This window comes from Azospirillum sp. FG154 (assembly GCF_057809575.1).
This window is the reverse complement of the sequence record NZ_JBMDKF010000016.1, coordinates 100252-124313: the sequence shown is the minus strand read 5'-3', so window position 1 is coordinate 124313 and position 24062 is coordinate 100252. Positions and strand designations below refer to the sequence as shown.

At 62.9% G+C, this 24062-nt stretch carries 34 protein-coding genes and 1 pseudogene; 5 read left to right on the top strand and 30 right to left on the bottom strand.

Features of this window, described 5'->3' with window-relative positions; translation table 11 throughout:
* Positions 1-5: 5 nt before the first annotated feature.
* From ACODS4_RS18480 to ACODS4_RS18360, 25 genes are all read right to left on the bottom strand, one after another.
* On the bottom strand, positions 6-314 hold the full coding sequence (locus ACODS4_RS18480; protein WP_488866258.1) for a VpaChn25_0724 family phage protein: 309 nt from the start codon (positions 312-314) through the stop codon (positions 6-8).
* The gene (locus ACODS4_RS18475) at positions 311-733 is read right to left on the bottom strand and encodes a DUF2730 family protein (protein ID WP_119830494.1); all 423 of its coding nucleotides are present in this window, start codon (positions 731-733) and stop codon (positions 311-313) included. Before ACODS4_RS18475 ends, ACODS4_RS18480 begins: the two co-directional genes overlap by 4 nt.
* Positions 733-942, bottom strand: a complete 210-nt coding sequence (locus ACODS4_RS18470; protein ID WP_199720736.1) for a TraR/DksA C4-type zinc finger protein — start codon at positions 940-942, stop codon at positions 733-735. Before ACODS4_RS18470 ends, ACODS4_RS18475 begins: the two co-directional genes overlap by 1 nt.
* Positions 935-1480 (bottom strand): hypothetical protein, encoded by a 546-nt coding sequence (locus ACODS4_RS18465; RefSeq protein WP_488866255.1) that lies wholly within the window; start codon positions 1478-1480, stop codon positions 935-937. Before ACODS4_RS18465 ends, ACODS4_RS18470 begins: the two co-directional genes overlap by 8 nt.
* A gap of 94 nt (positions 1481-1574) precedes the next feature.
* Positions 1575-2168, bottom strand: coding sequence for a glycoside hydrolase family 108 protein (locus tag ACODS4_RS18460; RefSeq protein WP_488866253.1), 594 nt, complete (start codon positions 2166-2168; stop codon positions 1575-1577).
* Positions 2169-2220: 52 nt separating this feature from the next.
* Positions 2221-2757 carry a hypothetical protein gene (locus tag ACODS4_RS18455; protein ID WP_488866251.1) on the bottom strand — a complete coding sequence of 179 codons (537 nt, stop codon included), beginning with the start codon at positions 2755-2757 and terminating at the stop codon, positions 2221-2223.
* The gene (locus ACODS4_RS18450; RefSeq protein WP_488866249.1) at positions 2754-3239 is read right to left on the bottom strand and encodes a regulatory protein GemA; all 486 of its coding nucleotides are present in this window, start codon (positions 3237-3239) and stop codon (positions 2754-2756) included. Before ACODS4_RS18450 ends, ACODS4_RS18455 begins: the two co-directional genes overlap by 4 nt.
* Positions 3236-3529 (bottom strand): hypothetical protein, encoded by a 294-nt coding sequence (locus ACODS4_RS18445; RefSeq protein WP_488866247.1) that lies wholly within the window; start codon positions 3527-3529, stop codon positions 3236-3238. Before ACODS4_RS18445 ends, ACODS4_RS18450 begins: the two co-directional genes overlap by 4 nt.
* 208 nt (positions 3530-3737) lie before the next feature.
* Positions 3738-3968, bottom strand: coding sequence for a hypothetical protein (locus ACODS4_RS18440; RefSeq protein WP_488866245.1), 231 nt, complete (start codon positions 3966-3968; stop codon positions 3738-3740).
* Between the two features lie 4 nt (positions 3969-3972).
* A complete protein-coding gene (locus tag ACODS4_RS18435) occupies positions 3973-4131 on the bottom strand; it encodes a hypothetical protein (RefSeq protein WP_488866243.1) in 159 nt (52 codons plus the stop codon).
* A complete protein-coding gene (locus ACODS4_RS18430; protein ID WP_488866241.1) occupies positions 4128-4517 on the bottom strand; it encodes a hypothetical protein in 390 nt (129 codons plus the stop codon). Before ACODS4_RS18430 ends, ACODS4_RS18435 begins: the two co-directional genes overlap by 4 nt.
* Positions 4517-5095 (bottom strand): hypothetical protein, encoded by a 579-nt coding sequence (locus ACODS4_RS18425; protein WP_488866239.1) that lies wholly within the window; start codon positions 5093-5095, stop codon positions 4517-4519. Before ACODS4_RS18425 ends, ACODS4_RS18430 begins: the two co-directional genes overlap by 1 nt.
* A complete protein-coding gene (locus ACODS4_RS18420; RefSeq protein ID WP_488866238.1) occupies positions 5088-5381 on the bottom strand; it encodes a hypothetical protein in 294 nt (97 codons plus the stop codon). Before ACODS4_RS18420 ends, ACODS4_RS18425 begins: the two co-directional genes overlap by 8 nt.
* 8 nt (positions 5382-5389) lie before the next feature.
* Entirely contained in the window at positions 5390-6202 is an 813-nt protein-coding gene (locus tag ACODS4_RS18415; protein ID WP_488866236.1) for a DUF3164 family protein, read from the bottom strand.
* Between the two features lie 3 nt (positions 6203-6205).
* Positions 6206-6394, bottom strand: a complete 189-nt coding sequence (locus ACODS4_RS18410) for a hypothetical protein (protein ID WP_488866234.1) — start codon at positions 6392-6394, stop codon at positions 6206-6208.
* Entirely contained in the window at positions 6391-6666 is a 276-nt protein-coding gene (locus ACODS4_RS18405; protein ID WP_488866232.1) for a hypothetical protein, read from the bottom strand. Before ACODS4_RS18405 ends, ACODS4_RS18410 begins: the two co-directional genes overlap by 4 nt.
* Entirely contained in the window at positions 6663-7142 is a 480-nt protein-coding gene (locus tag ACODS4_RS18400; protein WP_488866230.1) for a hypothetical protein, read from the bottom strand. The genes ACODS4_RS18405 and ACODS4_RS18400 overlap by 4 nt, the downstream gene beginning before the upstream one ends.
* A complete protein-coding gene (locus tag ACODS4_RS18395) occupies positions 7139-7453 on the bottom strand; it encodes a hypothetical protein (RefSeq protein WP_488866228.1) in 315 nt (104 codons plus the stop codon). The genes ACODS4_RS18400 and ACODS4_RS18395 overlap by 4 nt, the downstream gene beginning before the upstream one ends.
* Positions 7443-7829, bottom strand: coding sequence for a transcriptional regulator (locus ACODS4_RS18390; RefSeq protein ID WP_488866226.1), 387 nt, complete (start codon positions 7827-7829; stop codon positions 7443-7445). Before ACODS4_RS18390 ends, ACODS4_RS18395 begins: the two co-directional genes overlap by 11 nt.
* Positions 7826-8428, bottom strand: a complete 603-nt coding sequence (locus tag ACODS4_RS18385; protein WP_488866224.1) for a hypothetical protein — start codon at positions 8426-8428, stop codon at positions 7826-7828. The genes ACODS4_RS18390 and ACODS4_RS18385 overlap by 4 nt, the downstream gene beginning before the upstream one ends.
* A gap of 11 nt (positions 8429-8439) precedes the next feature.
* The gene (locus ACODS4_RS18380) at positions 8440-9252 is read right to left on the bottom strand and encodes an AAA family ATPase (RefSeq protein ID WP_488866222.1); all 813 of its coding nucleotides are present in this window, start codon (positions 9250-9252) and stop codon (positions 8440-8442) included.
* Between the two features lie 33 nt (positions 9253-9285).
* Complete coding sequence (locus ACODS4_RS18375) at positions 9286-11406, bottom strand: DDE-type integrase/transposase/recombinase (protein WP_488866220.1); 2121 nt, start codon at positions 11404-11406, stop codon at positions 9286-9288.
* Between the two features lie 110 nt (positions 11407-11516).
* Complete coding sequence (locus ACODS4_RS18370; RefSeq protein WP_488866218.1) at positions 11517-12038, bottom strand: hypothetical protein; 522 nt, start codon at positions 12036-12038, stop codon at positions 11517-11519.
* Between the two features lie 351 nt (positions 12039-12389).
* Complete coding sequence (locus ACODS4_RS18365; protein ID WP_488866216.1) at positions 12390-12962, bottom strand: hypothetical protein; 573 nt, start codon at positions 12960-12962, stop codon at positions 12390-12392.
* Positions 12963-12964: 2 nt separating this feature from the next.
* Positions 12965-13285 (bottom strand): helix-turn-helix domain-containing protein, encoded by a 321-nt coding sequence (locus ACODS4_RS18360; protein ID WP_488866297.1) that lies wholly within the window; start codon positions 13283-13285, stop codon positions 12965-12967.
* A gap of 147 nt (positions 13286-13432) precedes the next feature.
* On the opposite strand from ACODS4_RS18360, the gene ACODS4_RS18355 reads away from it, so the two are divergent.
* Together ACODS4_RS18355 and ACODS4_RS18350 are read left to right on the top strand one after the other, a co-directional pair.
* Entirely contained in the window at positions 13433-13996 is a 564-nt protein-coding gene (locus ACODS4_RS18355) for a hypothetical protein (RefSeq protein WP_488866214.1), read from the top strand.
* 95 nt (positions 13997-14091) lie between these two features.
* Entirely contained in the window at positions 14092-14469 is a 378-nt protein-coding gene (locus tag ACODS4_RS18350) for a hypothetical protein (protein WP_488866212.1), read from the top strand.
* A gap of 818 nt (positions 14470-15287) precedes the next feature.
* Here the strand turns inward: ACODS4_RS18350 and ACODS4_RS18345 are convergent.
* The 5 genes and pseudogenes from ACODS4_RS18345 to ACODS4_RS18325 form a co-directional block, all read right to left on the bottom strand.
* A complete protein-coding gene (locus ACODS4_RS18345; RefSeq protein ID WP_488866210.1) occupies positions 15288-15566 on the bottom strand; it encodes a hypothetical protein in 279 nt (92 codons plus the stop codon).
* 151 nt (positions 15567-15717) lie between these two features.
* On the bottom strand, positions 15718-16455 hold the full coding sequence (locus tag ACODS4_RS18340; protein ID WP_488866208.1) for a hypothetical protein: 738 nt from the start codon (positions 16453-16455) through the stop codon (positions 15718-15720).
* A 411-nt stretch (positions 16456-16866) separates the two neighbouring features.
* Positions 16867-17631, bottom strand: a complete 765-nt coding sequence (locus ACODS4_RS18335) for a hypothetical protein (RefSeq protein ID WP_488866206.1) — start codon at positions 17629-17631, stop codon at positions 16867-16869.
* A gap of 36 nt (positions 17632-17667) precedes the next feature.
* Positions 17668-17805, bottom strand: a pseudogene (locus ACODS4_RS18330) (toxin-activating lysine-acyltransferase); the annotation flags it as partial.
* Between the two features lie 149 nt (positions 17806-17954).
* Entirely contained in the window at positions 17955-19277 is a 1323-nt protein-coding gene (locus ACODS4_RS18325; RefSeq protein WP_488866204.1) for an agenet domain-containing protein, read from the bottom strand.
* Positions 19278-19568: 291 nt separating this feature from the next.
* Between ACODS4_RS18325 and ACODS4_RS18320 the strand changes: the two genes are divergently transcribed.
* The 3 genes from ACODS4_RS18320 (at position 19569) to ACODS4_RS18310 (ending at position 23882) form a co-directional block, all read left to right on the top strand.
* Complete coding sequence (locus ACODS4_RS18320) at positions 19569-20849, top strand: imelysin family protein (RefSeq protein ID WP_488866202.1); 1281 nt, start codon at positions 19569-19571, stop codon at positions 20847-20849.
* 308 nt (positions 20850-21157) lie between these two features.
* On the top strand, positions 21158-22606 hold the full coding sequence (locus ACODS4_RS18315) for a multicopper oxidase family protein (RefSeq protein ID WP_488866201.1): 1449 nt from the start codon (positions 21158-21160) through the stop codon (positions 22604-22606).
* Positions 22599-23882 (top strand): di-heme oxidoredictase family protein, encoded by a 1284-nt coding sequence (locus ACODS4_RS18310; protein WP_488866199.1) that lies wholly within the window; start codon positions 22599-22601, stop codon positions 23880-23882. The genes ACODS4_RS18315 and ACODS4_RS18310 overlap by 8 nt, the downstream gene beginning before the upstream one ends.
* Positions 23883-24062 lie beyond the last annotated feature (180 nt).

Genomic DNA, 24062 nt, shown 5'->3' with positions numbered 1-24062 from the left:
GGCGATCAGACGAGCGACGGGCGTTTGACGCCGTCAACGGTCTCATGACCCTCGGCGACGTTCAGACCGCGTTCCGTGATGCTGGCCACCATGACGGTGTCCTTGACCATCTCCACCGCCACCAGACGGCGCGCCTTCAACCAGTCGATGTCGGCGCGCACCACGTCGCGGGTCAAGCCGCGCCGATGGCCGAGCTGTTGCAGCCCGGCTTCAAGAACGCTGTCGTTCGCCGTCCCGCCCGCTTCGGTCAACAGCCGCAGGATGACAAGACGCCGGTCTTCGGCCAAATGGGCCAGAAAATTGGTGTTGGTCATGCTTTCACCTTCCGCAGGAATTCATCCATCACCTGGACCTGCCGATCCGTGCGCTCAAACAAAGCAACGACGCCGTTGGCCCGCTCCTCGAACACGGCGAGCTTCCCCTCGACGCGGGTCAATTGCAGGGTAAGCGTCGCGACGGCTTCCGCCGTCGGCAGATGCTCAATGGCGCTTTCAAGCCGATCAACCCGACCAAGCAAGGCGTTGACCGCTTCGCGCATCGCGTCCTCGCGCTCGTGCCGCGCCTTCCGCTCCATGTCGAGCGCTTCCCCGCGCGCCTTGCCTTCACCGGCCAGATCATCCTTGCTGGCGAAGCGCGCCCGCACCGACCAGCCCACCCAGGCGTGAACCAACGGGGATCCCACCGCGACCGCCAACGCCACGAATGGCCACCATTCCTTCAACCAATCGGGCATCACCGGCGTCCTTCATGTTCGGCCTGACAATCCACGCAACGGGTGGCGGCCCGGTAGGCGGCCCGGCGGGCCGGTGGGATGGGCGCGTCGCAATCGACGCAACAGTCAGCGCCCGCCCCGGACAGCACGTCGCGGATGTGGGCGACTGCGCCGGAGAGGCTGACCTCGGATTGGTCGGCCTCTCCGGCGCGGTCAGCGTCGTCAGCCACCCGCCTGCGCTCCGGCGGATAAGGGGGCCGGGCCGTCCCGGAACGCCACCGATCCATTCTGAAGGCTGACGGACCCGAACAGCGTTGGCGCGCTCGCCTGGATGCGCGCTTCCACCATGTCGCCCAGCGCCTCGGGCGTAAGGCCGAAATGGGCCAGGGCGTCCGGCACGCGGGCCACCGCGTAATTGACCGCGTGGGCCACGACGGCGTTGTGGACGTCGATCTCCGACGCGGCGGGACCGACCAGACGCTCCGCGCTGCTTTGCGCGTACTGGACGGCGCGCTCCAACGCTTGATCCAGATAGGCGCGGGTGTGGTCGTCCAGCTCCAGCTTGGTCTTTTGCGCCAGATAGCCGATCAACGCGCTGGTGACGGCGCGACCGACCCACAGCGCGGCGGCGCCGAGAGCGGCGATGACGCCGCTGGCGAGGGTGGACAAATCGACCGCCGTGTTGACGCCCGCCGCGTCGGCCAGAGCCGGAAGCGGCGCCAGCGCGACGAGCAGGGCGGCCCAGGACCGGCGGGCGGCGGCGCGCATGACGTTCAAAATCCGCCGAAAGAGCGAAGCGGCGTCGATTGCCGAATGGCGCCGAGAGAAGAGCGAATGGATGATGGCCAATGGGACTCTCCGATCACAGGGAGGGGCGCGCGTAGGCGCGGTTAAGCCAGCCCTTCTCGTATTTCGAGAAGGCCGGGCGGGCGGCGATGAGGGAGCGGTAGTAGCCGGCGGCCTCGGACGCGAAGGCGGGCATCAGGCTGCGGGGATCGGCGGCGTTGATGGCCGACAGGGTTTTCGGCCCGAGCTTGCCGTCGTCATCGACCGGGAACCAAGCAGCCCGCAAGGCGCGCTGAAGGCAGCGGTGCGCGCCGCCCGCGCCCATGTTCACGGCAAGGTCGAAGGTTTTGGCGGCGATGGCCGGATCCGTGATCCGGGCGTAGCCCAGCGCGTCCCACCAATGCAGGCGGTACAGCCGGATGGCGTGGTCGCGCGGCAGGACGCGGACGTCTTCGGCGTCAACCGCGCCGTCGCCGTTCACGTCGCCGTCGGGGCGTCCGTCATGGTCAAGGTCGAGCAGACCGGCCTTGCGCAGCCAAGCCAACGACACGCCCCAGCGCGTCGGGCCGCCGCTGTCGGCGGGATCGTCGGAAAATCCACCCTCATGCCCCAGCACAAAGGCGATGGCGGCGGGGAAGGCGTCAGGGAGCGTCGGGGGCGTTGTGGTCATGGGGCGAGTGTCGCCCGCCGCCGCCTCGCTCGTAAGGGTGGTGGATGCGGCGTCAGCCGGGCAGCTTTACGCCCGCCCAAAGGAACAGAGGCGATGGGCCAGGGGGCGGAACCGGCGGCGGGGCCGATGGCGCTTCACCCGGCTTCATCCGGGCGAAGCGGCGGGGCGCTTCGTCCAGGATCGCCCGCACCGCCCTCTTTTCGACCGGGCCGGGCGGGTACTCGGCGGCGGGCGCAAGGCGCTGGACATGGCCGCGATCCATGTCGAGCAACATGGCGATCTGCGCCGTCGAGTAGCCCGCCGTCCGCAGCACCCGCGCGCGGTAGGCGCGCAGGACCGGGCGGGCGTTGGGGATCGGCAGACTTTCGTGGCCGTAGGCTTGGGCGATCAGCCTTGCTGACCGCCAACCGACCGCGCGCACCAACGGGTGCGCCTTGGTCAAGGTTGCGCGTGCGGGGATGTAGAAGCGCCGCCCGCGCGCGGCGAGACACAGATCGACAGCGGCCTGCAAGCCCGCGATCTCGGCGATGTCGCGCAGGATGCCGGGCAGGATGTGGGGCGTCAGGCCGGTCGGGACGTCGTTGGTCATAACGCGGGAACCTCCGGCGGGCTGGCGGCGGTGACGCGGGAACGCCAGCTCTTCAGCGCTTCGACCACGCTGGCGGCGGCAGCCGGATACAGCCGACCGACATCCTGGCGGGTCTGCCGCTTGATGAAGGCGGACAACGCCGCCTCCGACCGATCCTTGACGGCGCCAAGGTCGGCCAGCTCCAACCACAGCGCCCGGATCATCGCCATTTGCGCCGTGTCGGCGTAACGAGCGGGAGCCTTCGCGCCGGGCGCTTTGCGCGGCGCGCCTGCCTGATGCAGGGCGGTGACGACGGCGCGCAGTTGGCTTTCGTTCATGGCGCGGGTGGACGTGACGCCGTTGGCGTTGACCGCCAAGAACGCGCGCCATGTGTCGTCGTCCGACAGGGCCGGAACCATCCGGCGCAGGGTCTGGACTTTGGCGACAAGCGGCTTAAGGGCGTCAGAGGCTTGGGGCTTTTTGACGGTTCTTGCGGCGGTCATGACGGCTCCTTTTCGGCGGTTCCGTCGGATGGTTTGACAGTGGCCGGGTCGCCCTTGCACCTCGGACAGACGCGGCCTTTCTCTTCGGCGGCGGGGGATCGGGCGGGAACCCAAGCGGTTGTGTGATCGCAGACCAGGCACCACAGCCGGATCCATGCTCGACCGCTGTGGCTCTCCGCGCTCGCGTCGAGGACGAACATCGTGCGCGGGTTGAGCGTGGCTGGACGGCGCGGCTTTCGGAACAGGTCGAGTTGCTTGGCCATCAGTTCCACCACCAAGTCGATCAGCACGCGCGGATCTGCGTCGAGCCGCAGCAGTTGCGGGCGGTGGCCTGCGCGCGTTCGGCGACCACGCGCCAGCTATGCGGATCAAGCGGGGACCTCGAATGGATCGACAGGAGGCGACCATCCTGGTCGCGTATAGCCCACCCCGTGGCCCGGTCATCGCCAGCACCACGGTCCCATTCAAGCTTTACGGTCGCGGGCGGCGGCCATTCCATCACGGCATCAGCCCTTCCATGGCGCGGGTCAGGCGGTCATCAACCGGCCACGCATCGACCTCCCAGACGGCGCCGCAGCACGGACATTGATCGACGTCCTTGAGGCCGCCGCAAGCAACGGACACCGCGCTCAAGGTCAAGGCGGCTTGCGCCAACGCGCGGTTGGTCGGATCGGCCTTGGCCGCCGCCTCCACGGCGGCGATCTGGGCGTGGATGGGGTACAGGGTCATGGCCTCAATCCTCCTTTTTCGTGCAAGCCCGCAGGGCCGCCGCCAACCGCTGACAGAATTCGATCAGCTCTCGCTCGTTGTGGGTCAGCAGCGACTTTCGCGGGTCGGGCAGTTCGTCAGCCTCGGCAAGCAAAGCCGGGATGTCGGGATGAGGGTTGCTCATGCGGACCCCTCCGGGGGCTGACCGAACCTTGCGTCAGTAGAGGTTGAGTTCGGTGCGGGCTTCCCCGCCGCCACAGCCTCACGAGCGGTGGCATCAATCGAAGCGGCCTGCGCCAACATGCAGGCCGCACCGGCGATGAACTCCGAACGGGCCGACTGGATTTGATGAGCGGTGTCCAGCGACCGATTGAACGCGCGGAACAGCCCTTCCTGTGCGGCTTCGGTGTGCCGGGCCAGCCCCGCGCGGTCGATGTTGTGGTATTCGGATGCCAGGATGACGCCGACGTCGGCCAGCAGCTTTTCCAGCGCCGCCCAAGCGGCGTCACTCAGCCGAAGTCCTGTGAATTGCGGGATCTCGACGACAAGGGAAGGTTTGAGCTTCGCCATCAGACGGCGCTCCTCTTTTGGGCGGCGACAATGGCCTTGGCCACGTCGGCGACGGTGTTGTTGCTGGCGACGATCAGCGACACGCCCCATCGCAGCCGGATGCCGGTTTCCAACGCGTCCATTTTTGGGGCGACCAGGACGGCGCTGACGAGCATCCGGGGCGTGACTGCAAGGATGGCTGCCGCTGCGGTTCGGCCTACCAGTTCACCAATGGTCTGGCGCAACCAACGCGTCACCTCGCTTTCCAGCGACGGCGAGGCGCTCCGTTCGGCCTCGCTGGCGTCGAGCGCGGCGACCAGGGCGATGGCCGCAGCCGCCAGCCGGATCGCGTACCGGCGAGCCGCCGGACTGGGCGGCTGAGTGAAAAGCAGCGACCGCAGGTCATCGACCTCCTGTTCGGCGTCGGCCAGCAAAGTGAAGGCCGCAGCGGCGACCGGCGCTCGGATGGAAAGCGCGGCGCTTGCCACTTCCGACAGGCGAGCGGCGAGCGCGTGACCCGCAGGGCCGTTCAGCGCCTCGGGGTACTGAACCAGATCAACCTGGATCGGCAGGCCGTCGATAGGAGGGCGGTCACGCATGTGTGGCCTCCGGCGGCAGATAGAGCAGATCCAAGATGGCGGTGAACCACGGCTCGTCATCAAAGGGGCTGCTCTCGTTGAAGCGCACCCCCTGCTCCGTTTCACCGAAGAATGTTCCGTTGAAGACGGAATAGATCATCGTGACGACGGTCTTATCAAAGACACCGTCCAGTCTGACGAAATCCGAAAAGTCACGGTCATGTTTGGTCGTGTCGATCTGGACGCCTTTTTCGGCGCACAGCGCCTTGAGAGCGCCGACCCCACGATGTCCTGCGAATTTCTTCATGGCGCACCTCACACGCTGGGCAGATCGAGCGGGATTTGGACGTATTTGCCGTCCGGCGCGCGCTGGTAGACCCTCAGGTATTGGGCCTTGCCCGCCACCTCCAACGCGTCATCAATCGCGGCCATAGCCGCGTTCCACAGCGGATGGTTGATGACCAGACTCTTGAGCCGCACCAGCTCGGCGACACGGACCCCGTCCTGATCGCCCAAGCCGAATGCGGCGTTGATGAGGGCGCGGACTTCGTCCCCCGCGTCGGCGGCGGCCAACCAATCGTTCAGCGCCGTCTTGGCCGTCACGATGTTGGCGTTCACGGCCAGACGCTCCTGAACCGCGATCTGGACCTTGAAGGCCCGGTCGTAACTGAGGAAGGAGACGTTTCCGGCCTTGCCGCCCGCCTTCACGCCATGAGCCGACGCCAGTGTGTCGATCAGCGCCTGCGCTTCGGCGAACGAGAGCGCTTTGAGCCGTGCCAGGGTCATGGACGTTGACAGGGCGGCGGTGACGACGGTGCGGACAAAGTCATCCTCCAAAAAGCGATGGGGCTTGACCATGCTCTCCAGCGTCAAAGTCTCGTCTTCATCGCGCCAGTACACCTTGTCATTCAACACCTCCACGCTGGCCTTGGCAGCGGGCAACCCGACCAGCGCTGCAAAGGCGGCGTCGGTGGCGGCGATCTCCTGATCGGACAGCAGGCCCGCAAGAGGCGCGTGACGGCGGACGATGCTCAACATCGCGTGCAGATGCTTGGCCAGCGTCGGCGCGCCCGACGGCAGGGGGATCAACGGCATCTGGAACGGAAAAACGGGGGATTGGTCGGGCATGGCTTACCTCTTGGGGGAGTGGGTGACGGTCCCGCCGATGGCGAGACGAACCGGGTTGAGCGCGACCGGCGGGGCTGCCGGACGGGCGAAGATCGGAAAGCGGTCGGCGGGCGCCGGGTTCGGCGGGCGACGGGGCGGCGGCAGCCCGAACGCGCCGAACAGGGCCGCCTGGATGCGGGCGGCGCGGGTCACGGGCTGGCCCGGCGTGGCGGTGGCGGATCGCCCAAGGCCAGCGGCAGATCGACGCACCGCCAGTGATCCGACCGCCCGTCCGGGGCCGGGGCGATCCGGGCGGCGGACAGGGCGCCCGTCACCGGGTCGGCCAGCAGGCATTGACGCCAATCGCCCCCACAGGCCCGCACCGTCTCCACCCGCCGCGTCACGGTGTGACCGGCGGACGGGCCGCTGGCCGGGATGTCGATCTCGACGATCCCGCCCGGCGGTGGGGCGATCCGGGCGTTCACCGAAGCCTCACGGCATAGGAACCGGCGGCGCTGGACTGATAAGCGCTGGTGGAGCGGCAGCCCCCGCAGATGCGGTTTCCCGCCCCCGTGCTGTCGAAGTGGGAACCGCAAGACAGACAGCGGCGCTTTGTCGTTGTCGGCGCCACCGCCGACGGAGCGGCTTCGCAGTGCTTTTTCTGAACACACGGGGCGCTCGCCGTCACAGGCTTGGCGACGGCCACGGGGCGATCCTGCAACGCCACTCGACCGGCGTCGGTCACGCTCACGCGGCCCGGCAGGTTGCCGCGCGGCGGTTCGATGACGTCCAGCCAACCAGCGCCGATCAACGCGCGGCGCAGGCTGATGCCGGTGTTGGCGGCGACGCCGATCCGGGCGGCCAACTGCACCGCCGACATGGGCCGATCCGCGTCGGCGTAGGCTTGCAGCATCGCCAGCATGCTGGCCACAGAGCAGCGGTTGTAAGTGGTGGCGCTCATGCGGCGTCTCCCCCGCCGGTGGCACCCCGCAACCGCGCGATGGGGCTTTGGTGAGAGTGGCCCGCCATGCCTTCCAGCCATTCGGCGAGCGCAACCGTCTGTTCCGGCGTCAAGCCCGCGCCTTCGCCCGCAAGCCGGTTGGCGCGGTCAACGACCTCATCGGCCAGTGACGGCGGCAGGAAATCGGCCAGGGCGTTGACGCGCCCGCCCAACGACCGGACGCTGAAGGGGGAAATTCCGGGCGGGCCGCAACGACCGATGGCCGCCGCGCGCAGGTCGCGCGCCAGGATGTGGAAACGCTCAGCGCCCATCCGATCCTCCGCTTTGCTTGTGTGTGCAGTCGGGGCAGGCGCGATACAGCGCGACCGCCAGATGATTGGCCCCGTCGAAGTCCCGGCGCTGGTGTTCCAGGCACTCATTGACCGCCAGCGCCCCCAGAACCGGGCAGGCGACGGTCTCGGCCATGAACGCGCCGCGAACCACTGTTTCAACGCGGCTTAAATTCCCCTTATAGGCGGCGTTCAGGATTTGACTGATGACCGGCGGGGTGTAGCGCAGCAGCGCCGCCACCTTGGCCTGAGACGCGCCGGGCGCGTCGCAGGCGCGCGCCAGGACGGCGACCCAATCCGGCATTCCAGCCCCCCAGGCGGCGGCGGCGCGGGCTTGCGCGGACGCGGCGGCCTTCACAGGGCATCCTCCCGGCCAACGACCCGCCCAAGATTGAGGTCGAACACCGTCTTGTCGCGGCGAACCGCCGGGGGGCGCGGCCCGGTGTCACGCCCCATGCGCAAGGCGTAGCGCGCCCGGCGGTTCTGGCCGCTCACGGTGCGGCACGCTTCGGTTTCGACCAGATAGCCCGCCGCCGCCAACCGACCGATGTAGCTGCTCGCCTGCGCGTTGGTGACGGCGTTGCCGCAGGCCATCACCAGCTCCGGCGCGGTGAAGCTGCCAAGCGGCTTCATCGCCAGCCACAACCGTTCCTGATGGGTGGGCGCGCTGTCCAACCCGCCGTCCCGCGTCAGCCGAGGGGTTTCGGAACCGGGATCGTTGGCCAGGGCGTACAGCGTGGCGTCGCCGCGCCGTTCCGGCGGGGTGGCGGACAGCACGCCCGCCCGCCACAGGCCAATCAGAAAGCTGCGGATGGTCGCCTTGTTGAGGCGCGTCCGGTCAACGACCTCCGCCAGACGGAACGGGCCAGACAGCCCCAGGGCGCGGATCGCCGTCCACATGGCGTCGCGGCCCGTCAGCCAGCCGACCGGGTCGGGGCGCTTGCGCCGGGCGCTCATCGCCCGCCCCTTCATCGACGGTTCCTCGCGGCGGGGCTGTCGCCGGTCATCCAACCGCGACCGCTCCATTCGGCCAGCGACACGGCGGTCAAGCCCTCGCCGGTGGCGAACTCCAGCACGTCATCCAGGTTTTCAGTGATGCGCCGCGCGCTGCCGTGGGTTTGCTCGACCAGATCGGCCAAAAGGTCGCGACCAATCGACAGGCCGGGGCAATAGAGCCGGGCGAGCGCCGCCCCGTCTTCGACGTCGCAAGGGTGCGCCTGCTCCCACAACCCGCCAATGCGGCTGTGGAACCGCTCCCACGCTTCCAGCTTGGTCGGCAGCGCCTCTTCGCCAACCAGGATGATGACCGCCTTCGACTGTTCGTAAAGATCGCGGGTCAGCTCAACCAGATTGCGGTCCACGGCGTTGTCGAATTCGTCGATGATGAGGCTGCGGCGGCTGTCGGCCAGCCGCTTGGCGACCTCAATCGTCATCGCCGACACCGACATGCGGGCGGAATTGAGGCTGCCGCCGCCGACCTGTCGCAGGATCGCCTCCATCATCGTGCGCTTCGTCCAGTGCGAACGCGCCTCGACGTAGAAGCAGCGGTAGTTTTGGGCGGCGAAGGCGGCGGAAACGCTTTTGCCGTAGCCCGACCAGCCGGAGAAACAGGCCAACCGGGACCGGCCTTCCTTGCGGCTCTGGGCGCGTTCAACCAAGGCGGCGAACCGCGCCATGTTCTTCAGCGGCGCCCGCCCGCCGCCAAGATCGGCAGGGGTGGAGTTGGTGGACGCGCCAACCGGGGCGAACGGCGTGACGGTGGTTGCTGTGGATTTGCTCATGGGGTTTCTCGCATTCTCGAAATCAGTGGGGGATCAACCAGCGGCCTGCCCGGCGGGAACCTGCCCGGACGTCAGGGCGGCGAAACGGTCACGGGCGCGAAACCATGGGCGCCCTTCGACTTGGGCCAGCCATTGCGCCTCGGAGGGCGTCACCGGATCGCCCTCGGCCCGGCGGTGGCGGATGTCCATGGCGCGCGCCCACCAGCGATCCTCATCGGACACCGGCGGCGGGGCCGGGCGTTGCAGGGCGACCACGACGCGGTCCTGCGCGGCCTGCTGCGATGCGGTAAGCGGGGCTGGGGCCGCCGGGGCTTGCGCGGCGGCGGCGATGGCGGCGGCGTCCAACGCCGGGGTGCTGTGCTCCGTCCCGGCACGCGGCAGCGCGACCACGGTGCCGTTGCGCTTGCGTCCGTTTTCCAGCGCGGCGGCCAGCACGTCGGCGCGGCCTATCGCTTTGCCGCCCACCTTGACGGCGCGTTCCTGCTCCGTCAGCGCCTTGCGCTGATTGATACGGGCGCTTACCGCCACCTCGGCGCGCTTGTCGGGCGTCATGCGGTCGAGGCATTCGGCGGCGCAGATGAATTCCAGCGGATCGGGGCGATAGACGTAGACGATGTCGGGATTGGCCGGATCCATGCGAACTTCCAGCGGCTCGGACGACCCGGCGAAGCGCAGCAGCCCGCCGTTGCGATCCCAATAGCGCCGGTTCCCGACGCGCAACCCCTTCTTGGTGATCTGGCGCGTGCCCTGCGACCGGCACAGCAGCATGTCCAACGCGCGTTCGTCGCTGATCCGGCGGGGCGCGCCGGTCCATTCGGACAGCACCTGGAACGGCGTTTTCCCGCCAAGGCCGCCATGCTTGTGATGGTCGTATTTCAGCGCGACCCACTCATTGACCAGCACCTGGACCTGATCGGCGGTCAACGCGACCTCGAACGCCTCGCGTTCCGTTTCGCCCATGCGCGCGGCGAACGTCCGGCGGGCGCGCAGCTTTTGCGCGGCGGCGACGTTGTGGCCGCAAAACCCCGGCATCATCGGGAACAAGCCGTGCTGGATGGTGCCGATCACCCGCTCGACAAAGGACTTCTCCCACGGGCTGAACGGGGTCGCCGGATCATGGGCGATCTTCAGGGCGGCGAAGACGCGACGCGCCTCCTTGGACACGAAGTCAGACCCGTTGTCCGTCACCAGCGTGTCCGGCACGCCCCAGGACAGCAGGGCGGCGCGCAGCAGCAGCTTCACCGCTTCCGTGCGCGGCGTTTTCGTGACCAGCACCATCAGGCGGCGCGGGTAGACGTCGATCAGCGCGTAGATCTGATAGCGGCCTTCGGTGGTGATGACGTCCTGCGGCGAGGCGTCGATCATCCACACTTGGTTTGGCCGTTCGATCCCGGCGGCGGCGTCGCCCAGCGCCAGCATGTCGGAGTTCTTCCAACCATCCGGGTCGGTCAGCCGCTTGACCAGCGACGGGTTGTCGTCGCGCCACTGTTTGACCAGCTTTTGCACGGCGCGCGGGCCGGGAAGCGGGCGTTGGGTGACGACGCCGTCGCCATCGACGATCTCGATCACTTGGCCGAACTCATGCTCGACCAACTCCAGAATGTTGGGGGTGGTGAGGTCGGGCAGCCGAGCCAGGGCGGCGGTGATGAAGGCGCGGACGCGGGACAAATCGGTGTCCCAAACGCCGGCGCCGCGCCGGTTGCCGTAGCGCCCTTGCAGGGCGGTCATGTCGCCCTTTGCCCGCGCGGCCAGCCAGCGCCGCAGGGTTGGTTCGGAAATGTGGGTTTCCCGCTGGCGGGCAAAAAGCGGGGCGGCGATCTCCTCAGCGTTCCACTGCTCGACGAACATTTCGCGGGCGCGGCTGTCAGACAGTCTTGGCCGGTTCAAGCGCCACGCGTCAAAGGCCGTCAGAACCGCCGCCTTGGCGTCGAACCGCTCCAGGCCGCCGGTGAAGGGCAGCAGGGGCGTCGCCGCGTTGGGGGCGGAAACCGGGGCCGGGAGAGCGCCGCTGGCGACCGCGACCCGGTAGGCGGCGACAGCTTGCCCCTCCAAGGCGGCGCGGTCGCGGCGGTCCAGTTCGCGGCGAGCGGCAGGGGGGAGGAGGTTGCGGTGGTATTCGCGGCCACCACCAGAAGCCGACCGATCACGACACAATTGTGGAGTTTCTTGGCGCCACTGGGTTGCCCGCAGTCGTATTCCCTGTTCCGTTTCTGGCATGCCCGGCAGCTTCGCTTCGGCGATCTCGCGGGGCGTCCACCACTCCTTCATGCCCGCCCCCCGCGCAGGGCGGTGGAGAGGCCGGTGATCTGCGTCACGATGTGAAGCAGCGCCCCGGCGTACTGGCCCAGTTCGACCAGCCGCGCCCGCGCCGCGTCCATCGGCGACCAGCCGGTGCCGTCCATCAGGGCGGACAGGAACGACCACTCCGCTGATGAACCGGCGTCGCAGGCGCGAACGAAGGCGCGCAGATGTTGCAACGGAAAGGCGTTCGGGCGGCCCGCGCCGGTCCAACTGTCGATCATCGTCTTGCTGATCGCCTTTCCGGTCAGGCGGCTCATGCGGGCGGCAAGGGTCTCGCGGTCAACGCCGGACGCCTTGATAAGGGCGTTCAGATGGCGGCGGACGCGTTGGTTGTCGTCATACAGGCCGGGCAGCGGCGACGGGTCGGGGTTGGCGGGCGCGGGAACGGGGGCGTTGATGCGGCATTCGGCCATCACGCCGGACAGCAGATGCAGGAAGTCGGATTGGCGTAAATCAGGGTCTTTTTGACGCTTTTTTGTCGGCATGGTGGCCTCCTTGGCAGGATGGATTTGCCGGATTTTGGAAAAAGACCGGGCGCGTCCGTGTGCGCGCAGAACGCGCCCGGTCAGGTTGCCCGCCTCGACGCCTCGAAACGGGGATCAGAATGGGTTGTGGAAGCGGTCAGCCTATCCCGTGGCGGGACGGTCGGTCGCGTTGACGACCGACCGTCCTTCCCCGATCATCGGAGCTGCAACACAACCGATGGGGGTCTTAAGGGTGGCGAAACCAATACCAGTCATCAGTGCGGAAGGCCGACACACCGAGATGGAAAACCATCGAATTGCGCCTGACGGCGCCGGATGGAAAAAAGACGGTCATCGCCTTCATGCCTTCGTTTATCGGGAGCTTGATGGACCTGTTGAGCCGTCTTCGCCACTCTCGCGAGACGATAGCCATTGCCCAGCTTCCGAGCGGTCTACGTAAAATTTTTCGAGATGCTCTGGCAGGCGAACCTCGGCAATCAGGTGGATTTCGCGTGATGGCCGACACAGATGCGCGACTTCTGTATCTGTCGGTTTCTCAGTCCGATGGGGCGACGGTCGAAATCCCTCTTGATGGCGAAATGGCTCGCCGCTTGATTGAACACCTCTCTTCGGGGTTGGCGGCGATCCGTCCGCCGGATGAAATCCGCCACTGACGGGAGGGACGCATTTGCCATTGCTGAGCAGGAACACACGGGCTTCAGCACGAGCAAGCACCCGCTCATGCGCGCCTTTGGTGGAAGGTGAGGAAAGGGGCTGGTCGCCACGCCGGGCCGCCAACGCCAGTTCCAGCACGTCACGGGCAACGGCAAGCCGCTGATCCTCGGGAACCTCGGCGCCAATCAGACGGGCGTCGAGGAACTCGTTCAGTTGGTGGGCTTCCGCCAGCAACATGTGATGGCGGTTCTGCGTGAATGGGGCGCTCATGTCTATGCGGCCTCCGAAAGTTGGTCATTGCGGTCACTCAGGCCGCTGCTACGATGCCGGGGCCGACTGCGATGCAGCCGGTTGCCGGACGCGCCGAACCGTTCGGGGAACAGCGCCTGGGGGGTAAGGCCAATCGCGCGGGCGATGGCTTCCTCCAGGTACTGCGAAGGCGACCATAGGGCTTGACAGACAGCCCGTTGGCTCACCCCTTCACCCCGAGCAATCGACGCGAACGACATCGCGCGCAACTCAAGCTGAAATTTGACCCAGGCCGCCCGCTCGCGGGGGTCTCGGGGAGGAGTGTCTATGGTTCGGTTCTTCATCGTCATGGGAGTGAATCTATCGACTGAAATTTCAGTCGTCAACCGATTTAAAGAGAGGAAAACCGGAGAGGCGGTCGCTGGGCGCAAACTTTCGACCTGTAAATCAGTCAATTGCGCCTTCTTCGGCCTGAAAACTGAGGAATTCCAATGAGTTCTGGAAGGCCGAAAGACGTTGCGCAGCCCGAAACAAAACTTTCGGCCCCTAAAGGCAGGAGGGTGCGAAAAGCCGAAACCGACCCTGCGTTTGTTGCACGCCTTGAGGAAATCACGGCTTTAGCAGGCGGTCAGAACGCGCTAGCTCGCGCGGCCAACATTTCACTAGGTGCTGTGCAAAGCTACTTGGCGGGCAGTGAGCCTTCTCGGAGAATTATATTACAGTTATGTAAATCGGTTGGTGTTCAAGTGGAGTGGTTGGTGAGCGGTGAGGGTAATATGCAAGGTGGCGGTGAACCCAGCCAGCCATTAGTCATTACAGACCACCGCCTTATAGGTCGTTTAACAGAGAAAATTATGAATGTTTATAAGGAGATGGGGTTTTCAATCGCTCTTCATCAGGCTGCGGAGCGCGCGGCTGTCGAGCATGACCGCATCGTTACTGCCATCGCCGACCCCGACGACCGTCTGATTCAGATAGGCGAGGTGATAGCCGAACTTCGCAACGAATTACGCCTCAAAGTCGCCAACCCTGCGCATAGCAAACGCCAGGCTTGAGGTTGGTTGGTCCAGAGCCTTACACTTCACCCGATTAAATTGTATGAAATCAAGAATTTATACCCCGATATGCAGAGCCGCCGGAGCGATAGAGAATGAAGACGGTCAACGGAAAGCCAGTTCACTCAAATCTGGAAATGATATTCGGGTTCTCATGCCTCGGAGGGATCATCCTATTGTTTTATCTTGCGATTTTTGGAAGAGAGCGTGAGAAAAAGGACGATGACGCGGCGTTTGAAGTCTGCAAATCACAGCTAACCGTGATTGCCCACCCGTCTTACGCGGTGGTTCCGCGTCTGGATGGACGTCCTGACGGGCCGAACTATTATTTTTCATGGCCCAATGGAACGGGAATATCCGTCGGCGGTCGGCTGGACGCGGCCAGTTGCTTCGTCAATCGGCAGACGCTGGAAATCACATCACTGACGGTGAACGGCAAGGAACAGATTTGGCGTCGGCCTGAGTCGCCCTAACCCGCCAAACCACCCGGCGGACAACCAACGCCAAACGTTCGCGACCAATGGTTTGACAGAACCCCACCCGCCGCCAAAAACCCCATTAAAATCAAACCGATCCCACCAAATCCCCACAGATCCTTCCAGATCCCACTTCCGTCATACCATCGGTCGGGTCACAAACCTCTTCCGCGCGATTCCAGGCGTGGCTCGCCGACGGGTCAGCCCGCATCGCCGGTATGCCGCAGAGCCGCTTGCCCGAACGACGGCCTTGGAATTGGAAGCCAATTGATCCAATTGATTTTTGTTCAAAATAGAATCAGACATATTAGAGCAGATCGCGTTAAATCGGAATCGATTTGACGCGTGAAGATGCTCGATAAACAAAGGCATAGAGCGCCGCATGCTGTTTCATGTTTTGAGCGCAGCGCTCTAGATATTCCTGTCGATTAGTATTTTTCTTTGTACAGTTTTAAAAAATTTTCTATCAAATCAACAATTTTTCCACTTATAGAGTGACGAAATTCAAGGCAAGATAAACCTCCGTCTATAAAAATAGATAGATTTATAAAATTTATTGAAAATGACATCTCGCATTGTGGTGATGGGTATCACCCAATTTTTGTGCATTTGGAGACAAACTCCCTGTCGTATTTTTCTTTTTCAGCATATACATTATCATAATCAAGTCTTATTCCTTTCGATGAAAAAGCATACATTTTCATTCCAAATTCTTCTGACGCTATCCCTCTATTAACATATTCGGTGCTATGTTTTTTAATACAAATTCATCTTTTCTATTTTCTTCACCAATAGTTTTTCGTGTGCAAATATAGTTAAAAGATCACAATTTCCATAAATTGCCTTCTTATCTTGGCTTTGCCGTTTAGCCCTTTCTCTTGTCGCCGGTTCCATGCTGGGCCACACCACCGCCGTGGCAAAGCTATTGAGAGGAGTTGGGGGGAGCCGTACTCGCCGCCCGGGTATTGCGATGGAATGATATAGCCATGGCTGGCAATCACCGCCACGCGATCCACCTTTCTCGCGCAGTAGGCGATGGACGCAATGAGCGCCAACGCAACAACCAACGCAATGCGTTTTTTCGTAACACGCATCAAGACTACTCCCGTCTCCAATTTTAAAGTGTAGAATTCCCCAAGAAGATCATACCGTATCAATAGCATCTTTTACCCATGAAGGGCGATCAGATTTATCGTTTTTTCTTTGGCATTCACTATATCATATCCTATCTATATTAATAGCAAATTATCTATTATTTATCAATGATCGAATAGATATGAATAAATAGGACAGAATGTACACTGGAATCATACTTAACAAAACCATTACTGGAAGCCCTGTGAGGATTTTTCCCATAAGATTCATGGTTATGTATTTCCTTACGATTCCGCAGTTAACGCAACCATTGATCGCTCTGAGAACCTCCACCCCAAACGATAAAAAGAACAAAATAGAAGAAATTGCTGTTTTTAATATTTCATTTATCCGATTTACCCTGCCTTCCTTTCTTATGGGTGTATTTTTGTACATGAAGGATTGCGACAAAAATAAAAATGGTGTCGTAATAACAAGATAATTATAACTATATATTATCCATATTCTTCCTGAGATGATAGAATCATTTTTATCGGAAGGTGATAACAAAATATAAGAAAACGCTCGCTGGATATCCCCATAAAAAATATATGGTAAAATTTTCTGAAAGTTATGACTGTAATTGTAGTAAGCAATAATACGCTCAACTTCCGAAAAAATAATCCCGGAAAATTGAATAAATAAAATGAATGCAAATGTTTCTATAAATGGTATAAATGCGTATGAAAGTTTTTTGCTAATGTTTTTATTTTTCATCACAATTAGTATTGAAATTTTTGAAATCATAAAAAATATAAATCCGCAAATAATAGATCCGACAACAGAAAGCCAAAAATATCCAAACACAACTCCAACTAAAATAATCGGCGCATTTCTTCCACAACGCATTCTAATCTCCAAAATAGGCGATTCATGAACAGCTTTTAGATATTCGTGACGATCAATGAGACACTGTCATAGATGATCTTCCTTCCCCGACATCCTAACCTTCTTTTACTTGAAGACACTGGCGCGGATCGGCCAGTATCACGTTCTCAGCAAGTTTTTGATGAAATCTTTCCATTTTCATAAAAATCAGGAGCAACACTGAATACAGCGCTATTTATTGTATTAATAATTTATAACGATTTACCACCATAACCGGATTCACTGGATAATTTTTATAATTCAACCAACCCATCAATGAGAGCTGTATATGAAGCTCCTGGCGTATCAATAGCATCTTTTACCCATGAAGGGCGATCAGATTTATTATCTTCGGTCATTTCTATTGATCCATACAACTGAGTTGTTTATTAACTACCTATTGTTCATCAAAGCTCGAACTGATATGAAGGCATAACACAAAAAAGCCACCGGCGGCATGATAGAGAAAATCATAATCGGAACTCCTGTCCAGATTTCCCCTAAAAGATGAACAGTTATGTATTTTCTTGCAGGCCCACACTTTTCACATCCATTAATTGATTTATTAATTTCCACTCCAAGACTTGCCATATATATAATATACAAAGAAAGAGCTTGAAGTATCTCTTTTTTCCTTTTTTCCTTTTTCCCTATATTCATCATAAAACTTCTATATCTGAATGACTGCGACAACAATAAAAATGGATATGCCACAGAAAAATAATTATAGCTATGAAGTAACCATAGCTTATCGAAAATTTGTTTATTTTCTTTATCAGAAGGCGCTAACAAAATATAAGAGAACACTTTCTGTGCATCTCCCAAAAGAATATGCTTGAATATTTTCTGAAGGTAAATATTAGAAATATCGTTGCCAACGAAGTACTCAACCTCCGAAAAAATAATTCCGAAGAATGGGATAAACAAGATAAATGCGTACAATTCTACAAATGGGATACCCGCATAGATTTTTCTGGGGGAGACGTTATTATTCATTGGTATAATTAAAGAAATTCTAGGAATCATTGAAAAAATAAATCCACAAATAATAGATCCGACAACAGAAAGCCAAAAATATCCAAATACAACTCCAACTAAAATAATCGGCGCATTTCTTCTGCAACGCATTCTAGGATCCAAAATAGGCGATTCAGTCACAGTTTTTACATCTTCATGACGATCAATGATACGCTGTCATAGATGATCTTCTTTTCCAGACATCCTGACCTTCTTTCCCTTGAAGACACTGGCGCGCGGATCGACCAGCATCGCGTCCTGGCCTCCCCAGGGGGCCACAAGGTCGAGCAGCCACAGCCGGTCGCCGCCGCTCCATTCCTCCGCCGCTCCATTCTCGCCCGTCCCCGCCCGTCGCGTCCACCCCCACCGACGCGATCCGACCCTTCAAGGTTCCATAGCGCGTGTAAGAGACGGCATCCACCTTCACCTCCAACGACGCGGTCAGCGCTTTCAAAGCGCTTTTCTCAGCGCAGCCTGCGGATTTGCTCCAGCGGTAGGGTTTCATCCTTAAAGCTGTCGTCGTCATATTCGACGACGCAGGAATCGCCTTTGGAGCGTTTGATCGTCGCCGGATACCAGACGCCATTGTCCTCGGCCACCACCGCCAGTCCGACGTCGCAAGAGGGCACGGCGCGGCCCGGCCCGTCGGCGCTCCAGGCGAGCAGGTCGTCGGGTTCGACGAACGCGTCCTCCTCGTCGTCGAAATCCTCGAAATGGACGCGGCAGGTTCCGCCCTTGCCGGGGTTGCGGGCGCGGGCCGGATACCACGCGTCGTCGGACAAGGCGAAGACGCGGGCGCGGGGGGCGCACAACGAGGGCGGGGCGGCCAGCGGCGCAGGCTCGAACCTTGCCGGAACCGTGGTCGGGCGGGCGCCGCCGCCGCTGGTGAAGGTCACGCCGGGAAAGACCGACTGGATCCAGGGGCGGATTCCGGTGGTGCGCACGAACCAGGAAAAATCGCCGTACCCGGCCTTGCCGTCACCCGCCGTGTTGATGCCGACGATCACCCAGCCGTCGCCGTCCTGCATCCAAGCCGACCCGCCGCTGTCGCCGCCGCCCAGCAACCCCGCCAGCCGCGAGACAGGGCGGCGCGGGCCGCCCAGCGGGTTGTCGATCCGCCCATCTTCGCGCGGCAGAAACACCGCCAGCGAATTGCCCGCGTCCTGATCGTCGGTGGGGCGGCGCAGCGGCTCCACCTCGTCCACCCGGCCTTGCGCCGCCGCCTTGTCCAGACCGACGTTGTAGCGTTCATCCTCGCCGACCGAGGCGATGCCACGCGTGCCATAGCCGACGAAGGTGATGACGCGGCCTTGTTCGGCGTTTCCGCTGTACAGCGCCGGCGGGGGACCGAGGGTGGTGATGGGGCGGCTCAGCCGGACGATGGCGGCGTCCCGCCCGCTCCAATCGTCGCTCGCGTCATAATCGGGGTGGACCCACAGGCGCTCGCCGCGCAGGATTGTGCCGTCGTCGGTGCGGAATCGCGCCTCGCTCAACTCCGAATCGTCGAAATTGTGGGCCGAGGTCAAGATGTAGGCGTGGGCGGCGTCGTTGCCGATCCAGGTGCCCGACCCGTCGCCCCAACTGGTCCCGCCGTCCAGCGACAAGGACAGCACGGCGCGGAATTGCGGTTCCTGCGCCAAGTGGATGTGCGCGCCGAAGCCCGCCGTTTCATGGCCGCGCCCCCCGCCCTCCTCGCGCCACACGCTGTCGAGAATGACGACGGCGGGCGCGGCCTGGGGGATGACCAGCCCAACCGCGAGAATCAGAGCGTGCAGCCACCGCGTCATGAACCGATCCTCCACAGGTCGGCGGAGAAGACCGTAGATAAAGCGCCTCCGTCAAGCCAACTGGCAAGGCTTTTGGGATCTGGTCGCCGGACGTGCCGCATGCCGGATAATATATTGAATTATCATTTGTTTTTCTGTGCGTCGTTCCGTCGCGCAGAGCGTGGGGAAACCACACTGCGGTTAGGGCTTGACAGTGAGAATGATTCGCGGCGTTATCCTCTGCAAATCAGTCGCACTTGCGCAGTGTTCACGCCACCGTCAGACCCGCCTTGCCGTTCTAAGGAGATCTCCATGTCGAAGCGCGCTGTCGGCCTTGCCGCCGTCGCCGTCGTTGCTCTGCTGCCGTTCGCCGCTTACGCGGACACGGCCAAGCCCGTGTTCAAGGACGTCGCGAAAAACTACGCCGACATCGCCCACGCCGCCTATCAGGACGCCGCGACGGGCGCCAAGGCGCTGAAAAAGGCGGTGGACGCGCTGGTCGCCAAGCCCAGCGACGAAACGCTGGCCAAGGCGCGCGCCGCCTGGAAGGCCGCGCGGGTTCCCTACATGCAGACCGAAGCCTTCCGTTTCGGCAACCCGATCGTCGACGAGTGGGAGGGCAAGGTCAACGCCTGGCCGCTGGACGAGGGGTTGATCGACTATGTGGATTCCTCCTATGGCGGCGGTGAGGCGAACCCCTTCGCCACGGCCAACGTGATCGCCAACCCGAAGATCACCGCCGGCGGCAAGACGATCAACGCCGCCCGCATCACCAAGGGCCTGCTGGCCGACAAGCTGCACGGCGCGGGCAAGGTGGAGGCGAACGTCGCCATCGGCTATCACGCGGTGGAATTCCTGCTGTGGGGCCAGGATCTGCACGGCACGGGACCGGGCGCGGGCGAGCGCAAGGCCAGCGACTACGCCAAGGGCAAGGACTGCACCAACGGCCATTGCGACCGCCGCGCCCAGTATCTGAGCGTCGCCACCCAAATGTTGGTCGATGATCTGGGCGAGATGGTCGAAGCCTGGGGCGCGAAGGGCAAGGCCCGCGCCTCCATCGCCAAGGCCAAGGAGGAGGAGGGCGTCGCCCGCATGCTGACCGGCCTCGGCTCCTTGAGCTACGGCGAGTTGGCGGGCGAGCGGATGAAGCTCGGCCTGATGCTGCACGACCCGGAAGAGGAGCATGATTGCTTCTCCGACAACACCCACAACTCGCATTATTACGACCAGGTCGGCATGGTGAACGTCTATGGCGGCTCCTACACCCGGACCGACGGCAAGACGGTCGCGGGACCGTCGCTGTCGCAACTGATCGCCGCCAAATCGACCGACGCCGACGCCAAGGTCAAGGCGGCGATGGCCGCGACGACCAAGGCGATGCAGGCGATCAAGGACACCGCCGACAGCGGCAAGATGGCCTACGATCAGATGATCGGCGCCGACAACGCCGAGGGCAACGCCCTGGTCGCCACGGCGGTGGACCGTTTGGTCGATCAAAAGAAGGCCCTGGAGGGCGCCGTCGCCGCGCTGGGCGTGTCGATGGAGCTGAAGGGGTCGGACAGCCTGGACAACCCGTCCGCCGTGAGCAAGTAAGCCAACGGCCCGGCCCTGGTCCCGCGCGTCGCGCCGGGACGCCCTCTCCTTCCCTTCCGGGCCAGCGCCCGTGACGGGCGGGGCCAGGGCCGGTTTTTCTTCCAATCAAGCGGCGCCGGGCGGCGTCGCTTGCCCCCTCCCTAACCCTCCCCCGCTGTCGCGGGAGAGGGAACTCCGCCGCAAGACGACAAGGCTCCTGCCCCTTCTTTCTCAGGCCCCCTCTCCCGCTGACAAGCGGGGGAGGGTTGGGGAGGGGGCAGAACGGATCGGATCGCCGCAACCTTGTTTGCCCCATCAGGACGCCCGCCATGCTGAACCGCTTCGACGCCCGCCTGTCCCGCCGTTCCCTGCTGCGCGCCGGGGGCGCGGCTCTGGCGGCTTCGGCGGTGGGCGGGGGAAGCCTCGCCGCGCCCGGCGGCGGCGATCTGGTCGAGGTCGAGCTGCTCGCCAAACAGCGGATGCAGCGCATCCTGCCCGAACCGGCGAACGCCTCGCCGCTCATCACCTACGCCGAACGCTTTCCCGGCCCGGTGATCCGGCTGCGCAAGGGGCAGCGGCTGCGCGCCACCCTGGTCAACGGCTTGACCGAACACACCTCCATCCACTGGCACGGCATCCGCCTGTCCAACGCCGAAGACGGCGTGCCCTTTCTGACCCAGCCGCCGACCAAGCCCGGCGAGCGTCACGTCTATGAATTCACCCCGCCCGATTCCGGCTCCTTCTTCTTCCACCCCCATTGCAACACGGTGGAGCTGCTGGGGCGCGGGCTGGCCGGGGCGTTGATCGTCGAGGAGGAGGGCGGACCCGCCTTCGACGCCGATCTCGTCTGCATGATTAAGGACTGGCAGCTCGACAAGACCGGGGCCTTCGGCGCCTTCACCAGCGACCGGGGGGCCTCGCGCGCCGGAACCTTCGGCAGCGTCTCCACCGTCAACGGCCTGATCGAGCCGGTGATCGACGTCCCCGCCAACGGCGACGTGCGCGCCCGGCTTTACAATGTGGACAGCACCCGCGTGATCGACCTTCGGGTCGAGGGGGCGGAGAGCGGCGGCGGCGCCTGGATCATCGCGGTGGACGGCAACCCGTTGCCGCCCCGCCCGCTGGACGGCTGGCCGATGGGACCGGCGATGCGGCTGGACGTGATCTTCCGCGCGCCCAAGGATCCCGGCAAGACGCTGCGGTTGACCAACGTCTATTCGGCTCAGCCCAAGCCGTTGGCGGTGTTCCGTTCGGTCGGAACGGCCTTGCCCAACAAGCGGTTCGTCCCGCGCGCCCTGCCCGCCGCCAACATCCCCCCGCCCGATCTGAAAAACGCGACCACCGTGCCGATGGCCTTTTCGGCCACCGCTGTGGCGCAAATCTTCGACGACGCGCTGTTGACCAGCCTGCCCTTCGCCGATTCGCTGTGCCTGTCGGAAAAGACCTTCTGGGCGATCAACCAGAAAAGCTGGCCGGAGGGTGGACACGAACGCTTGCCGCCGCCGATCACGACGCTGGAGAAGGGCCGCAGCTATGTGTTCGAGCTGGCCAATCTGACGCCGCACCTGCACCCGATCCACATCCACGGCTACACCTTTTCGGTGCTGTCGTCCGATCTGCGCAAGGTGGTTCCGCACCACGCCGACACCGTGCTGTTGGAGCCGAAAGAGCGGCTGCGGGTGGCGATCAAGGCCGACAACCCCGGCGACTGGATGTTCCACTGCCACATCATCGAACATCAGGACACCGGCATGATGGGGTACATCCGCGTTGCCTAAGCGTTTTTCCCGGCGGCTGCTCGCCGCGCTGCTGCTCGCCGCCCCGCTGGCCGCCCTGTTGACCGCCCCGGCGCGCGCCGACGGCCTCGACGACCGGATTGGCGAGGGGCTGTTCCGCCGCATGTGGGTGGCCGCCCCCACCGCCACCCAGGCCGCCGATGGGCTGGGGCCGCTCTACAACGCGCGCGGCTGCGCCGCCTGCCACCCCAAGGGCGGCGGCGGACGTCCGCCCGATCCGGCGGTCGCGGAGGATCAAGGCGTCGGCTTCGCCCTGAAGATGAACGACGATCCGGTCTATGGGCGGCAGATCCAATCCAACGCCATTCCCGGCCAGATCGCCGAGGGTCGTCCGACCGTGCGTTACCACGAAGAGACCGTGCGTTTTCCCGACGGCGACACGGCGCGGCTGCGCCGCCCGACCTACGGAATCGCCAATCTCGGCTATGGCCCCTTGGCCGCGACCACCCGCTTGACGCCGCGCGTCGCCCCGCGCGTCCATGGCATGGGCCTGCTCGACGCCATCCCGGACGACGTGATCGAGGCCGAAGCCGCCAAACAGCGTGAAGAGGGCGTGGTCGCCGGTCGGCCCAACCGCGTTCCCGTGGACGGCGCGTTGCGGGTTGGCCGATTCGGCTGGAAGGCCAGCAACCCCAGCCTGGACCGCCAGAATTCCGAAGCCTTCAGCCTGGACGTCGGCATGTCCACCCCGTCCTTCCGCGATCCCTGGGGCGACTGCACGGCGGCGCAAACCGCCTGCCGCACGGCGCCCCATGGCGATTCCAAACAATTCGAGGGGCTGGAGATCCCAAGCTCCATCATCGGCCTGATCGACGGCTATCTGCGCGATCTGCCGCCCGACGGCGGGCTGGAGCCGCCCAAGGACGCGGCGGGAACCGCCCTGTTCGCCGACGTCGGCTGCGCGTCCTGCCATCGGCCCTCTTACACGACCGGCTTGGATCCAGCCCGCCCGGCTTTGTCCAACCGAACCGTCTTTCCGCACAGCGACCTGCTGTTGCACGACATGGGCGACGGGTTGGCCGATGAGGTGCCGATGTTCCAGGCGCGCGGGCGTGATTGGCGGACCACGCCGTTGTGGGGGCTGAACCGGCTGGCCGCGCAGGATGGCCGCCTGACCCTGCTGCATGACGGCCGCGCCCGCAGCGTGACCGAGGCCATTCTGTGGCACGACGGCGAAGCCGAGAAATCCCGCAAAAATTTCATGGACTTGCCGCGCGAGGCGCGGAAACGTCTGGTGCGTTACGTTCTGGGTTTGTAATACCAGAGAGCGCTTGAAAGAGGTCTTTCAAGCGTTCTCTGGCCGACGCGACGGCGGCGGCGCGCCCTCATGGGCGCGGAAAAGCCTGCGTGGCGTTTGAACGCAATACGGCGCGCCCATTCATGGGGGCGCCGGTGCAACGATCCAGCGGTGGGCGACGGCCCGCCGCAACGCTTGCAA